Source organism: Bauldia litoralis (assembly GCF_900104485.1).
GTDB lineage: Bacteria > Pseudomonadota > Alphaproteobacteria > Rhizobiales > Kaistiaceae > Bauldia > Bauldia litoralis.
Window position 1 is genome coordinate 154,840 of sequence record NZ_FMXQ01000007.1, and the last position, 12,765, is coordinate 167,604.

General features: G+C 66.6%; 16 protein-coding genes. 10 read left to right on the forward strand and 6 right to left on the reverse strand.

Annotated features, from left to right (window positions below):
* Positions 1–21 precede the first annotated feature (21 nt).
* The 4 genes from BLT60_RS16930 (at position 22) to BLT60_RS16945 (ending at position 3,662) form a co-directional block, all read left to right on the forward strand.
* Positions 22–600, forward strand: coding sequence for an ureidoglycolate lyase (locus tag BLT60_RS16930; protein ID WP_090878132.1), 579 nt, complete (start codon positions 22–24; stop codon positions 598–600).
* Between the two features lie 90 nt (positions 601–690).
* Positions 691–1,311, forward strand: a complete 621-nt coding sequence (locus tag BLT60_RS16935; protein WP_090878134.1) for a LysE family translocator — start codon at positions 691–693, stop codon at positions 1,309–1,311.
* Positions 1,312–1,419: 108 nt separating this feature from the next.
* The gene (locus BLT60_RS16940) at positions 1,420–2,313 is read left to right on the forward strand and encodes an alpha/beta fold hydrolase (protein ID WP_090878136.1); all 894 of its coding nucleotides are present in this window, start codon (positions 1,420–1,422) and stop codon (positions 2,311–2,313) included.
* Between the two features lie 134 nt (positions 2,314–2,447).
* Positions 2,448–3,662 carry a glycosyltransferase family 9 protein gene (locus BLT60_RS16945; RefSeq protein WP_139167871.1) on the forward strand — a complete coding sequence of 405 codons (1,215 nt, stop codon included), beginning with the start codon at positions 2,448–2,450 and terminating at the stop codon, positions 3,660–3,662.
* On the opposite strand, the gene BLT60_RS16950 is transcribed toward BLT60_RS16945, so the two are convergent.
* Together BLT60_RS16950 and BLT60_RS16955 are read right to left on the reverse strand one after the other, a co-directional pair.
* A complete protein-coding gene (locus tag BLT60_RS16950; protein WP_090878140.1) occupies positions 3,659–4,861 on the reverse strand; it encodes an FAD-dependent monooxygenase in 1,203 nt (400 codons plus the stop codon). The genes BLT60_RS16945 and BLT60_RS16950 overlap by 4 nt on opposite strands.
* 18 nt (positions 4,862–4,879) lie before the next feature.
* Complete coding sequence (locus BLT60_RS16955; protein WP_090878142.1) at positions 4,880–5,128, reverse strand: zinc-finger domain-containing protein; 249 nt, start codon at positions 5,126–5,128, stop codon at positions 4,880–4,882.
* A 113-nt stretch (positions 5,129–5,241) separates the two neighbouring features.
* Between BLT60_RS16955 and BLT60_RS16960 the strand changes: the two genes are divergently transcribed.
* The 3 genes from BLT60_RS16960 (at position 5,242) to BLT60_RS16970 (ending at position 7,243) form a co-directional block, all read left to right on the forward strand.
* Positions 5,242–6,000 carry an alpha/beta fold hydrolase gene (locus BLT60_RS16960; protein WP_090878144.1) on the forward strand — a complete coding sequence of 253 codons (759 nt, stop codon included), beginning with the start codon at positions 5,242–5,244 and terminating at the stop codon, positions 5,998–6,000.
* Between the two features lie 172 nt (positions 6,001–6,172).
* Positions 6,173–7,006, forward strand: coding sequence for a serine O-acetyltransferase (gene cysE, locus BLT60_RS16965; protein ID WP_090878146.1), 834 nt, complete (start codon positions 6,173–6,175; stop codon positions 7,004–7,006).
* A 27-nt stretch (positions 7,007–7,033) separates the two neighbouring features.
* Positions 7,034–7,243 (forward strand): DUF3126 family protein, encoded by a 210-nt coding sequence (locus BLT60_RS16970; RefSeq protein WP_090878148.1) that lies wholly within the window; start codon positions 7,034–7,036, stop codon positions 7,241–7,243.
* A 5-nt stretch (positions 7,244–7,248) separates the two neighbouring features.
* Here the strand turns inward: BLT60_RS16970 and BLT60_RS16975 are convergent, their stop codons facing one another.
* Positions 7,249–7,995 (reverse strand): hypothetical protein, encoded by a 747-nt coding sequence (locus BLT60_RS16975; RefSeq protein WP_139167872.1) that lies wholly within the window; start codon positions 7,993–7,995, stop codon positions 7,249–7,251.
* A 157-nt stretch (positions 7,996–8,152) separates the two neighbouring features.
* On the opposite strand from BLT60_RS16975, the gene BLT60_RS16980 reads away from it, so the two are divergent.
* The 3 genes from BLT60_RS16980 (at position 8,153) to BLT60_RS16990 (ending at position 10,117) form a co-directional block, all read left to right on the forward strand.
* Positions 8,153–8,470 (forward strand): DUF6949 family protein, encoded by a 318-nt coding sequence (locus BLT60_RS16980; protein WP_090878152.1) that lies wholly within the window; start codon positions 8,153–8,155, stop codon positions 8,468–8,470.
* A gap of 29 nt (positions 8,471–8,499) precedes the next feature.
* Positions 8,500–9,027, forward strand: a complete 528-nt coding sequence (locus tag BLT60_RS16985; protein ID WP_090878154.1) for a gamma carbonic anhydrase family protein — start codon at positions 8,500–8,502, stop codon at positions 9,025–9,027.
* A gap of 115 nt (positions 9,028–9,142) precedes the next feature.
* Entirely contained in the window at positions 9,143–10,117 is a 975-nt protein-coding gene (locus tag BLT60_RS16990; protein WP_090878156.1) for a S1C family serine protease, read from the forward strand.
* A gap of 212 nt (positions 10,118–10,329) precedes the next feature.
* Here BLT60_RS16990 and BLT60_RS16995 read toward each other — a convergent pair whose 3' ends face one another.
* The 3 genes from BLT60_RS16995 to BLT60_RS17005 all read right to left on the reverse strand — a co-directional run bounded on the left by BLT60_RS16995 (position 10,330) and on the right by BLT60_RS17005 (position 12,448).
* A complete protein-coding gene (locus BLT60_RS16995) occupies positions 10,330–10,947 on the reverse strand; it encodes a transglutaminase-like cysteine peptidase (RefSeq protein WP_175478494.1) in 618 nt (205 codons plus the stop codon).
* A 173-nt stretch (positions 10,948–11,120) separates the two neighbouring features.
* Entirely contained in the window at positions 11,121–11,699 is a 579-nt protein-coding gene (locus BLT60_RS17000) for a PilZ domain-containing protein (RefSeq protein WP_244521307.1), read from the reverse strand.
* A 140-nt stretch (positions 11,700–11,839) separates the two neighbouring features.
* Positions 11,840–12,448: a PAS domain-containing protein gene (locus BLT60_RS17005; protein ID WP_175478495.1), complete on the reverse strand. Its 609-nt coding sequence runs from the start codon at positions 12,446–12,448 to the stop codon at positions 11,840–11,842.
* Positions 12,449–12,765 lie beyond the last annotated feature (317 nt).

Below are 12,765 nucleotides of genomic sequence, written 5' to 3' on the forward strand. Positions count from 1 at the left end.
CCGTCTTTCAGGGAGGAAGGCTTGAGCGTCGTCCAGATACCGATCGAACCGCTGACCGACGAGTCCTTCGCACCCTTCGGCTGGCTGCTCGAGGCGGGGGGCGAGCCGCCGTTCTTCTCGCGGCCGAACCTCGATCTGTGGCGATTTCCCTACGCCGCCGATGCGCCGGCCCGGCTCCAGATCATGCGCTATCACCGGCAGCCGATGCGGTTCTCGCGGCTGGAGCGTCATCTCTTCGTCACCGAGGCGCGGGCTCCGCTGAATGGCGCGCGGGCCGTGCTGGTGGTCGCGGGCGACGCCGAAAGCGCCGGGACCGACCGACCGCCATCACCGGACACCCTGCGGGCATTCCTGATCGACGGGGCGGCCGGCGTCATGTTCTGGCCAGGCGTGTGGCACGGGCTCGACTGCTATCCGCTGGCCGCGCATGCCGACTTCATCTTCCTCAGCGACGAGGCGACCGAGGTGGAGATCGAGGCGCTGGCGGCGCCGGTCTCCGGCACCCGGACGGAGGTCGCCGATTACCAGGACAGCCATGGCCTCGTTTTCGAGATCGTCGATCCACGCCGGTTGATGGTTCCCCCGCCGACGAACAGCTGACGCGAGGCGGCGGGTGGCGGGTTCCGGCTTGACGAAGGCGCCCGGAATGGCGCTTGCTCCGGTGAAACGAAACACGCTGGAGTCCTCCCGATGGAGCTTGCCACCTGGTTCGCCTTTGCGGCCGCCTCGCTTGTCCTCCTGTTCATCCCGGGGCCCACGATACTGCTGGTTGTCAGCTATGCCCTGACCCAGGGGAAGCGGGTGGCGGTGGCGACCGCCGCCGGGGTGGCGCTGGGCGACTTTGTCGCCATGACGCTGTCGCTGGCCGGCCTGGGCGCGCTGCTGGTGGCTTCGGCGACGCTGTTCACCGTGCTCAAATGGGTCGGTGCCGCCTATCTGGTCTATCTCGGCATCCGGCTGTGGCGTTCGCGGCCGGAATTGCCCGACGCGGCGGCGCCCAGCGGTCGGGCGGCGCGCGGCATCTTCGGCCATGCCTTCGTCGTCACGGCGCTCAACCCGAAGAGCATCGCCTTCTTCGTTGCCTTCGTTCCGCAATTCATCGACCACGGCGCGCCGATTCTGCCGCAACTGGTGGTGATGGAGGCGACCTTTGTCGTGCTGGCGGCGGCGAATGCGCTGGTCTTCGCCCTGGCGGCCGATCAGTTGAGGTCGCGTATCCGCCAGCCGGCAGTGCTGAAATGGCTCAATCGTGCCGGCGCCGGCTGCCTTGTCGGGATGGGCGCTGCGACCGCGACGCTCGGCCGGAGCTAGGGCAGGACGCTCCGGGGCAGCGATTGCCGGGCCGGGGGTGACGCGCCGGGAATAAATTGGCAGGCTGGGCAGTTGGGGAGCGCCATTTCGGCTCCGGAGGCCTGTTCATTGAAAGTATCTGTTCAAGCGGCGATCATCGCGGCGGCGTTGGTTGGCCTGACGTCGTTCGCCGTCGCAGCCGGCCTGCAACTCTCGGCCTGGAAGGATGACCTGTTCGACTATCCGGCGGTCATCGCCACCGCCTATGGCGGCGACTACGTCAAGGTCGCCTATGACGAGCAGCGCGACCTCTACCAACGCGACGTGGTGCCCGAGAAGGAGACCAAGCCCGAATATGTCGATCTCGGCGTCAAGTCGGTCGAGAAGGACATGGTCGCCAAGGAAGGTCGGGTCAGCGTCAAGTTCATCGCCACCGGCAAGGTCAATGGCGGCGCCAGGGTCGTCGTCATGTATGTCCACGGCCGGCGCGGTAATCGCGGCCAGGGCGCCAATGACGGGATGTTCGGCGGCAACTTCAACCGCATCAAGAACCTGATGGTGCGTAACGACGGCGTCTACCTGTCGCCGGAATTCCCGAGCCTGAGCAGGCGCGGCGTCGCCCAGGCGAAACTCCTGATTCTCGAATATGCCAAGAACTCGCCCGGTGCCCCGATCTTCGTCGCCTGCGGGTCGCTCGGCGGGCGGATCTGCTGGGGGCTGGCCGACGACGACGAGGCCGCGAAGCATATCGACGGCTTCATGCTGATGGGCTCGACCAGCGACGACGGCTTCTTCCGCACGGAAGCCTTCAAGCGGCGGGTGCCGGTCTATATCGGCCATGGCACCGGCGACATCGTCATCAGCTGGAAGTCGCAGGAGGCCTTCTTCAAGAAGATCAAGCAGCTCGATCCGAACTACCCGGCGAAGTTCGCGCTGTTCGATACCGGCTCGCACGGCACGCCGATCCGCATGACCGACTGGCGGCTGATCCTCAACTGGATGCTCCAGGTCGACGGCGCCTGACTGGAGGCCGGTGCGCCGGACTCGACGGGGAAGCGCCTTCGCCCTATTTCAGAACGCTCGCACGTTCGTTCGCCGGCATCATGCATCATCCCGCACCTGCCAGTTCTCTCGGAAACCCGAAGCCCTCCTGCTCGATGACGGTGCCGCTGCCGGCCGCGCCGACGGTGCGCCGGGGGCTGGTCGTGTCGGCCGAGGGGGGCGGGCGACTGCCGGTCGATCTCGCCGCGTGCCGGCGGATCCTGGTGGTGCGGCTCGACTTTATCGGCGACTGGGTGCTGATGCTGCCCTTCCTTGCCAACCTGCGCGCCAGCGCGCCCGGGGCCGAGATCACGACGGTGGTCCTGACCCGGGTCTATGACCTCGCCCGCGCCTGCCGCTTCGTCGACCGGGTGGTCGCCGTCGATCCGGTCGAGGCCGGTCCGGTGGCCTTCTTCGGCCGCGACGAGGCGGACGTCGCGGACTTCGTCGCCGACTATACCGGCGGCGTCTTCGACCTGGCGCTGGTGCCGCGCTGGGACACGGATTTCAACGGCGCCCTGCGCATCGCGAATGGCAGCGGCGCTCGCAAGGTGATCGGCTTTTCCGAGGGCTGCACGGCGCAGCGGGCGGTCGAAAATCGCGGCGACGATCGCTTCTACGACGCGGTGCTGCTCGACCGGAGCAATGCGCATGAGGTCGAGCACAAGCTCGGCTTTGTCGAAGCGATCGGCGGCCGGGTGAGCGAGCGTGGCCTGCGGCTCGATCTCGATGCGGCCGACCGGGCCGCTGCCGACCGGTTCGTTACCGACGAAATCGGCGGCGACGGGCGGTTTCTCGCCGTTGCGCCCTTCGCGATCGGCCGCAAGGGACTTCCGCCCGTCGTCACGGCGGACGTGACGGCGCGCCTGGCGCGGGAACTCGACCTGCCGGTGGTGGTGATCGGCAGCCCGGTCCATGGCGAAGAGGCTGCCGCATTCGCGGCGATGCTCACGCGCCCGGCGGTCTCGGCCATCGGCCTGCCGCTCGGCGTATCGGCGGCGCTGATCGGCCGTGCGGCGGCCCTGGTCGGCATGGACAGTGGCCCGGCACACATCGCGGCGGCGCTGGGCACCCCTGTCTCGGTGGTGTTCGCCCATCCGGAAAGCGGCGCGGCCGACCATGTCGGATCGCCGGAGCGATTCCGCCCCTGGGGCGACCCGGCGCGGATCCAGATCGTCCAGCCGGCGACGCCGCTGGCGCCTTGCGTCGAGGGCTGCGAGGCCGATGCGCCGCACTGCATCACGCAGTTGGGCGCCGACTGGCTCACGCCGCGGATCGCCGGCTTCCTGGCGCGCTTCGTTCCCGAGGCGGTCGAGGGCGTGGCGACCTAGTCCTGGGCTGACCCGGGCGATCCCGGCTGCCAGCGGTAGATCCAGTCATTCTGCATCAGCATCAACCGGGGGCCGACGAGCCTGAGCGCCGTATCGCGGAGCCCGGCCATCCTGCCGGTCATGTGATAGTGCTCGCCGGTCCGCCGCGCGGCGTTCCATACCCGCATCACCCGTGGCTTGCGCTCCGCCTCATAGGCGGCCAGCGCGGTCGGGATGTTGGCCGGCGACGCCTTCAGACAATTGGCCAGCACTGCCGCGTCCTCGATCGCCATCGCCGCGCCCTGGGCGAGGAAGGGGACCATGGCATGGGCCGCGTCGCCGAGAAGGGCGGTGTTGCCCTCCGCCCAGCGGCCGCCGGGATCGACCGAGGTCAGCGCCCATTTCTGCCAGCCCTGCGGGGCGGTGACGATCGCCCGCACGGCCGCCGGCCACGTGTTGAAGCGCTCGGCGATGCGGCGATAGTCGCCGCGGGCATTCCAGCCGGGCTTGTCCCAGACCTCGTCGACGATCGCCACGACGTTGACCGCCGCACCCCGGGCGATCGGGTAGTGGACGAGATGGGCATTCGGGCCCATCCACAGGCCGACCCGGTTGGTAGGCAGGGTGTCGGGGATGTTGTCGCGCGGGATGACGGTCCGCCACGCCGTGCGGCCGACGGGCTCGGGATCAAACGCGCCGGTGATCCGCTCCCGGGTCGCCGACCAGACGCCGTCGGCGCCGATGACGGCGGCGGCCTGGATGACCTCGTCGCGCTGGCCCTTGAGCCGGACGAAGGACTCGCCGCCGCGCGGCAGCACCGCCTCGACCGTGGTGCCGAGCAGGAGGCGGATGTCGGTCGCCTTGTTGACCGCGGCGGCCAGGATGGTCTGGAGGTCGGCCCGATGGATGACGCGGTAGGGCGCGCCGTAGCGCTTGCGGAAGGCGGCGACCGGCAGCGAGGCGATGCGCCCGCCACTGACCCCGCTCATCACGTCGATAGCGTCCGGCTCGATCGCCACGTCCCGGATCGCGGCGTCGAGACCGAGGCTGTCGAGGACCCGGCCGGCATTGGGCGAAAGCTGGATGCCGGCGCCGATCTCGCTGAGTTCGGCGGTGCGTTCGCAGATGACGACGTCGAAGCCGGCGCTTGCGACCGTCAGGGCCGCGGTCAGCCCGCCGATCCCCGCGCCAGTGATGAGAATGGTCGGCCTCTCGCCCATGGCAAAAGGCGACGGGGCCTAGGCCGCCGTCTTCTCCGTGTAGAGGTGGTCGGGCGGATCCGTCTCGGCGGCGCCGAGATCAGCGCGATACCGGTAGAGCGTCGAGCAATAGGGGCAGACTTTCTCGTCGTCGTCGCCGAGATCGAGAAAGACATGCGGATGGTCGAAAGGTGGCGTCGCCCCGACGCACATGAATTCCCGGACCCCTATGGCGATCGCCGGAACCCCGGAATCGTTGTGGAAGTGAGGGATAACGTGGTCTGCCATGGGCCTGCCATTCTCTGTGCGCGCGTGTGCGGCGACATTAGCGGCAGGGACGGGCCGGGAACAAGGCCGGATAGACGCTTTCCTGCCGCGCCGCGGGGCATTATGTACGGCGCATGGCAATTCAGCATTTCTCATCCGACGGCGTCGAAATCGCTTTCCTCGACAGCGGCGAGGGCGAGCCGATCCTGCTCATCCACGGCTTCGCATCCAATCATGTCGTCAACTGGGGGGCGACCGGCTGGATCGACAACCTCAAGCGGGCCGGTCGCCGGGTCGTCGCCATGGATGTGCGCGGCCATGGCGCGAGCGGCAAGCTGCATGAGCCGGAAGCCTATTACCTCAGGCACCTGGCCCGCGACGCCGCCAACCTGATCGATCACCTCGACCTCGGCCGGGTCGACGTCATGGGCTACTCGATGGGTGGGCGAATCGCTGCCTTCCTGACCATCGAGCATCCGGAAAAGGTCCGCTCGCTGATCATCGGCGGGATGGGCATGGCGCTGGTCGACGGGATGGAGGGCGAGGACGAGATCGTCGCCGCGCTGGAGGCGCCGAGCCTAGAGGCCGCCATGGGCGGCGCGGGCCGCGCCTATCGCAAATTCGCCGAGCAGACCGGCAGCGACGTCAAGGCGCTGGCGGCCGTCATGCGGGTGGCGCGTGAGACGCTGGCGCCGGAGCAACTGGCGCTGATCGACGTGCCGGTGCTGATCGCCGTCGGCGAGAGGGACCAGATCGCCGGTTCGCCGGAAGAACTCGGCACCTTCATTCCCGGATCGAAAGTGCATGTGATTCCCCGCCGCGACCACATGCTGGCGACCGCTGACCGCAGTTTCATCGCCGAGGCGATCGATTTCCTCGCCGCGAGGCCGTGACCCGGAAACTGCCGAACACGGGCATTTGTTCACGCCCAAGGCTTGGCACGCCGGGGCTGGGCCCCTAAGTCACCTGATCGTAACAGGTCGCGGCCTATCTCTCCCCGTATTGGGGCGGGCATCGGCGCTGTGATAGGGTCGGTTTCCCGGGTTCGGGGCGTGGAGAGAACAGATGTCGTCAGTGAACAGCGATACGGCGGGCGAGAAGCTGAAGGCCGTCGATCCGGTCTGGTTCGACGTCCAGCGCGACGCCAAGCAGATCGTCGCATCCGATCCGGCGATGGCGAGCTTCGTCTTCGCGACCGTGCTCAACCATGCCCGTCTCGAGGACGCCATCGTCCAGCGCATCGCCGAGCGCCTCGACAGCTCGGTGGTCAGCGCCGAGGTCATTCGACGCGGTTTCGAGGACGCGCTGGCCGGCGATCCGGCGATCGGCGAGGCGATGCGCATCGACCTTGCCGCCGTCTATGACCGCGATCCCGCCTGCAGCCGCTACATCGAGCCGGTGCTCTACTTCAAGGGCTACCACGCCATCCAGGCCCACCGGCTTGCCCATTGGCTCTGGCACCAGGGGCGGAAGGATTTCGCCCTTTACCTGCAAAGCCGCTCGTCGGAGGTCTTCCAGACCGACATCAACCCGGCGGCGACGATCGGCAAGGGCATATTCCTCGACCATGCCACCGGCCTGGTCGTCGGCGCCACCGCCGTGGTCGAGGACGACGTCTCGATTCTCCAGGACGTAACGCTCGGCGGCACCGGCAAGGAAGGCGGCAACCGCCATCCGAAGATCGGCCACAGCGTGTTGATCGGCGCCGGTGCGAAGATTCTCGGGAATATCAGCGTCGGCTACTGCTCGAAGGTTGCGGCCGGCTCCGTCGTGCTCAAGGATGTGCCACCGAACTCCACGGTCGCCGGCGTGCCGGCGCGTGTCATCGGCGAGGCCGGCTGCAAGGACCCGGCCCGCACGATGGACCAGATGGTGGCCGACAGCGCCTCGGCCACGTAGCAACCAAACTGCCAGGAAAGTGACATTGTGACCCGACAGGAAATCGACAAGCTCGAGAAATATCTGCGCAAGCGTTTCAACAACGGCGCGATCGAAGTGCGGCAGCGTCCGCAGAAGGACGATTCCGCCGAGGTCTATTTCGGTGACGAGTTCGTCGGCGTGCTCTTCCGCGACGACGAGGACGGCGACCTGTCCTACAATTTCACGATGGCCATTCTCGAAATGGACCTGGAATAGGGCCCCTACGGGGTCCTGAAAAACCTGCCGAACAGCCGCCGCAGGCGGTCGTCCATGGTGCGCCAGTCAGCCAGATATTTCTGGTTGAAGCGGTAGAGCATGCTCAGCCCCTGGCCGATATTGACGTCGCGGATGCAGGTCGCCGGGATGTCCGGCGTGTCGGCCGCGATGCAGCGGGCGACGAAAGGCTTCACGCCGGGCGGGCCGTAATAGACGACCTCGCCGCCATAGCCGGATTCGGCGTCGAGGGCGCGGCCGGCCAGGCCGGCCGGTCCCGCAAGCTCCGGCCCCTCGAAGAAGCGCTCGTAGATGGAGTCGAGCCGGGCATCCGAATCGAGCGAATTTTCGCGGGCCGAGACGGTGATGAAGATCAGCGGCGCGTCTGGCGCCGTATCCCTGAAATCAGCCGCCCGCTCCTCCGAAAAGCCCTCAAGGGTCGGCCAGTGGAGCAGGAAATCGACCTTGTCGACCGCGCCGCCGCGTCGCGCCTTGCGTGATCGCAGCATGTTGGCGGGGACGACGACCGGCTCGCCCGCGACGATGAGCCGGACCGGCAGCGCCTGCCCGTCGAGGCCGCGCAGCGCGATGCGGTCGTGATAATCCTCGATCGCGACGCTGACGCCGTAGCCGATGCCCGCCAGCGCCACGAGGGCCAGCGCGAGATAGACGAACGGGTGCAGCCGGATCGCGGCCAGCCAGCGCGAGGCGCGGGGGGAGTGGCTCGATCTGTCTCCTAACGAAACATTAGCCATGTGCGACGTGTCCGGCGCCGCTGAAGAAACGTTGTGATTCCAATGTGTTTCGCCGCGAATCAAAAGCTCTTCCAACGGTACGCCGCTTGCAACGCAAGCTCAACGGGATCGAGGGCGTCCCGAATTGGAACGGGGGAGCGAGACGGTGGCCTGGGAGATGATGCTTCTCGTATATGCCGGAACCATCGGATTTGTCGCCGCCGGAATCACGGCGAGCTTCTACCGGATGGTGACCTCGGAGCCGGCGCGGTTCGGCCCGGCGGGGAGGAGTTCGCTGGCGTGGATGTCGGCCTTCGCCCTCGGCGCCCTGGCCGGTCCGATCATCATCGTCGAGAATGCCCGGGAGAGCCTGCGTGAAGGGCGCATCCCGCGGTCGATGATGGCCGCCGGCGTGATCATCGCCGGACTGTGGAGCGGCTGCATCGGCATTCTTGTGCTTGAAGTGGTGTTGAGCGTGCGGGACAGTCTCGCCTGAGACGTCCATTTCCGCACGGGAGACTGCCAATGCCCATCTATTCCCTCGACGGCCTGTCGCCGGACCTGCCGGCCGACGGCGCATGCTGGGTGGCGCCCGACGCTGTGCTCATCGGCCGGATCGTGCTCGGCGAAGCGGTCGGAATCTGGTTCGGCTCGGTGCTGCGCGGCGACCAGGAGGCGATCACCATCGGGGCGCGGTCCAACGTCCAGGAGCATTGCGTCTTTCACACCGACACCGGCTTTCCGCTGACGATCGGAGAAGGCAGCACCATCGGCCACCGGGCGATCCTGCATGGCTGCACGGTCGGCGACAATTGCCTGATCGGCATGGGGGCGATCGTCCTGAACGGCGCCCGGATCGGCGACAATTCGCTGGTCGGCGCCGGGGCCGTGGTGCCGGAGGGACGGGAGATACCGCCAGGATCGCTGGTTCTCGGCATGCCGGGCAAGGTGGCCCGGCCGTTGAAGGACGAGGAAATTGAACGAAACCGCTGGTCGGCAAACCACTATGTCGAGAACTGGCGGCGCTTTGCAAAGGGACTTGCCAGGGTGTAACACCCGGCCCGGCCGCCCATGCCCGCTGCCAAGCGCCGGAGCCGGCCTATATAAGGGGGGAGACCGCCGGCGCGGCGACAGCCGCGGCCGACTGTAACCTGCACGGAGTTCGTGAATGCCGCCCCAGATGAATCCGCAGATATCCGAGACCCTGCAACCACGCCCGGAAGACTACGCCTATGACCTCGACCAGGCCCTGGGGGCGGTGGTCAGCGTCACGACGATCGTGCCCGAAGACGCCTTCACCGCCGATATCCTGGGAACCGAGCGCGCCGGCAGCGGCGTGCTGATCCGCAGCGACGGCGTTGTCCTGACCATCGGATACCTGGTGACGGAGGCGGAAACCGTCTGGCTCGGCCTCAGCGACGGACGGACGGTGCCCGGCCATGTGCTCGGCTACGACCAGACGACCGGCTTCGGCCTGGTGCAGGCGCTAGCGCGGGTCGACCTGCCGGCGTTGAAGATCGGCCAGTCGTCGTCGGTCGAGCCGGGCGCCAGCGTCGTCCTTGCCGGCGCCGGCGGCCGCAGCGGCGCGGTCGCCGCGCGGGTGATCGGCAAGCAGGAATTCGCCGGCTATTGGGAATATCTGCTCGACGAGGCGATCTTTACCGCGCCGGCGCATCCGCAATGGGGCGGGGCGGCGCTGATCGGGCCGGCTGGCGACCTGATCGGGATCGGATCGCTGCGCCTCGAGCAATCGTCGGAAGGCGAGGACGAGCACCTCAACATGATCGTGCCGATCGACCTGCTGCCGCCGATCCTCGAGGACCTGCTGACGGTTGGCCGGCCGAACCGGCCGCCGCGGCCGTGGCTTGGCGTCTATGCAGTGGAGATCGATGACAATGTGGTGGTCGCCGGCACCGCCACTGGCGCGCCGGCCGAGCGCGCCGGATTGCAGAATGGCGATGTCATTCTCGCGGTGGACGGCGAGGAAGTCACCGACCTTGCCGGCTTCTTCCGCCATGTCTGGGCGATGGGAGCCGCCGGGACCGAGGTGCCGCTGACCATATTTCAGGAAGGCCGCACCGAGGATATCCGGGTGACGTCCGGCGACCGCAGCGATTTCCTGAAATCCCCGAGCCTGCATTAGGCCCCTGAAAAGGGGGGAGCCGGCCCCGGGGCGGGGGCCGGCTCGATGAACCTGATCTGGGGACGGGGGGGGACGCGACCAGGTCCAAGGCGAACTTTCGAGAGGGGGGAGCCGGCCCCGGGGCGGGGGCCGGCTCATTGAACCTGATCGGGGGGACGGGGGGGGACGTGACCAGGCCCAATACGAATTCTTGTGTCGTCTCCGTTACGTGATCATTTCCGCACGCTGCCGACGACGGTTGCGCGGCCGTCATCGATCGACACCCATTCGCCGGCATTCACGGTCGACTGACGCTTGAGGTAGCGATACGGCGTGCCATTCCACAGCGTGATGTGGCTATCGAGGTTGTCGAGGATCAGGTCCCCGCGATCGGTGAGCACCGTCAGCACCGCATGCCCGTCGCCGCTTTGCTGGCGCACCACCGTGATGAGCAGGGCGCCGATCGGCCAGCCGCTGTCGGCGAGGATCTTGCGCTTCAGCAGGACGTAGTCCTCGCAGTCGCCGCTCTCGGTCGGGTAGACCCAGACTTCCGGCTTGCCGAACAGGTCCTGGTCAGTGACCGGCCGGATCGACGAATTCACCGAACTGTTGATCTCGACAAGCATGTTCCACAACTCGGCGGTCAACTGGACACGCTTGTTCGACCGCGCATGTGTTGCGCATTCAGCGGTATTGCGGATGCAGAATTCGTGATGTCCGATCGGCTGCGCCGTCCGGCCCGTCGTCGCCATGAAGGGCGACGTGTTCGTGCCATTGGCGGCAGCGCTCGTGCAGGCGCCGATAAGTAAAGCAGCAAGTACCGAAAGTGTTTTTACTGGAACGAAACGCATAGTGTTCTCCCCAACTGAGGGCTACTATGACATTCCGAGTTTTATTTCAGTCTAAAATGATCGAGACAAAGTATATCTAATTTGCATCAAATTTTACGTATTTTTCCGCGGAGAACCAACAAAAAGGCCGCCTCGAAGGGCGGCCTTTTTCGATATCGGCGCTGATCGCTCGATCAGCGGATATTTTCGTGGATCGATTCCTTGGTCTGGAGCACCGCGAATTCGATCGCAAAGCCCTCTTCGAAGTGCCGGACGACGCGGGCCCGCAGAGAACCGATGGTGACCGGTGCGCCGATCGGCGGCTTGGCGTTGGCATGCAGCGCGGCGCCGGACAGGGAGAGATCGACGATCCGGCACTGGAGAACCCGCTCGTCGGGCAGCGTCACCGGGGCGACCGGGACTTCCGGCACGATCCGGTCGTGACGCCGGTCCTCGGGGAGGCTGAGCTCGTGGCGATTGGCAAGCCAGGTCAGCTTGGCCGCCAGCTTGTCCTTTTTCCGCAGCGTCGCGGTGATGGTGATGGCGAAGCCACCGTCGAACTGGCGGATCACTTCGCCTTCGATGCGGCCGACATGGTCGATATAGGCGACCACCCGCTCACCGAGACGCGCCATGATCGGGGTGGTGATCGCGGCGCTGCCCGGCGACATGTCGATGGTCTGGCAAGGATATTCCTTGCGATCCTCGAGCATGAAACGCCCGAGAAGGCTCACCGGAACGCGCTGGAAACGCCGACGGTCCTGACGACGCATCAATGATCTTTGGCGGAACGCCTGGGTCAATGGCATCTTTTCATGACCACGGAATCAACTCAGCCGAGTGGCTGGACGGTCAAATTAATCCGGTTGGGTTAACGACCTATGACCCGTCAGGCCGGAAAGGGTGCAATTGCTTAAGACTTCCCGCCGTCGACGACGAAGAGATGGCCGTGCCGACGCATTCCGCCGGCGACAGCCGGCGGCACCGACCCGCGTCGTTCGAGAAAGGGCCGCATGAAATGCGGCCGGTCGTCCGGCCAGACGAGACGTAGGCTGACGATTCGCTGGCGGATAATGGGATCGCTTCCGAACCAGTAGGGACGATTGAACACCGCGCAGCTTCCCAGGATGCGGTCGAAGGTCGGACCGCCGTGACGCAGCGGCAGAAGAAGGAACTCGCAATGCACCGGGCGCACCCGGTTGGCGAAGAGATTGGCGCTGATCACCGCGCCGGCTCCGTCCTCGCAGACCGCTGTCGCCAGGGTAGCGACGGCCTGCCGGTCGTCGTCGGACCACAAGTCGAGAAAACCCTGGCCCTTGATCTCGCGCCCGTAGAGCGAGCACATCCGTGTGCCGGCCAGCCGAACGTTGGCGGTTTCACGGTCGACCGCTTCGAGGATGAAGGTGTCGGCGAGGATTCCACGAATATCGCTCGGCTCGATCTCGCTGCGTCGGGGGGCCGGGCTGCCGTCCCGAACCCGGTCCCAATAGTCGTAGAGTTGTCGCGACGTTTCGTGTTTCAAATCGATGCCACCCCTGCGAACTGTCCCGAAGAAGCCGGAACTGTCCCTGAACAGGACAGATTTGCCGTCTGTCGCCGTCCGTCGGACAGGGGTTGCACGGCATGTGCCACCGGCGTGGCGCGGGGCGCGCAGGGAAAGGTTCGTGACAGGCGGCGCGGCGCGTAAGGTTAACGATTGCGGCGGCTTGCACGCCGGGAGCGGCCACCGTTATATGGTCCTGCGTTGTTCGGGGGCGGTGCGTGACACGCCCCGAATGACCCGAAGTTCACGACGGGGTGTTCAATACGGGACGTGACAGGCTGCCCGCCGCTTTCGAG

Coding starts and splice junctions, on each gene's coding strand:
- BLT60_RS16995 (WP_175478494.1), bottom strand. CDS start 10,947: ATGCGTTTCGTTCCAGTAAAAACACTTTCGGTACTTGCTGCTTTACTT.
- BLT60_RS16950 (WP_090878140.1), bottom strand. CDS start 4,861: ATGGGCGAGAGGCCGACCATTCTCATCACTGGCGCGGGGATCGGCGGG.
- BLT60_RS16960 (WP_090878144.1), top strand. CDS start 5,242: ATGGCAATTCAGCATTTCTCATCCGACGGCGTCGAAATCGCTTTCCTC.
- BLT60_RS16985 (WP_090878154.1), top strand. CDS start 8,500: ATGCCCATCTATTCCCTCGACGGCCTGTCGCCGGACCTGCCGGCCGAC.
- cysE (WP_090878146.1), top strand. CDS start 6,173: ATGTCGTCAGTGAACAGCGATACGGCGGGCGAGAAGCTGAAGGCCGTC.
- BLT60_RS16945 (WP_139167871.1), top strand. CDS start 2,448: ATGACGGTGCCGCTGCCGGCCGCGCCGACGGTGCGCCGGGGGCTGGTC.
- BLT60_RS16980 (WP_090878152.1), top strand. CDS start 8,153: ATGATGCTTCTCGTATATGCCGGAACCATCGGATTTGTCGCCGCCGGA.
- BLT60_RS16990 (WP_090878156.1), top strand. CDS start 9,143: ATGCCGCCCCAGATGAATCCGCAGATATCCGAGACCCTGCAACCACGC.
- BLT60_RS17000 (WP_244521307.1), bottom strand. CDS start 11,699: ATGCGTCGTCAGGACCGTCGGCGTTTCCAGCGCGTTCCGGTGAGCCTT.
- BLT60_RS16955 (WP_090878142.1), bottom strand. CDS start 5,128: ATGGCAGACCACGTTATCCCTCACTTCCACAACGATTCCGGGGTTCCG.
- BLT60_RS16975 (WP_139167872.1), bottom strand. CDS start 7,995: ATGGCTAATGTTTCGTTAGGAGACAGATCGAGCCACTCCCCCCGCGCC.
- BLT60_RS16935 (WP_090878134.1), top strand. CDS start 691: ATGGAGCTTGCCACCTGGTTCGCCTTTGCGGCCGCCTCGCTTGTCCTC.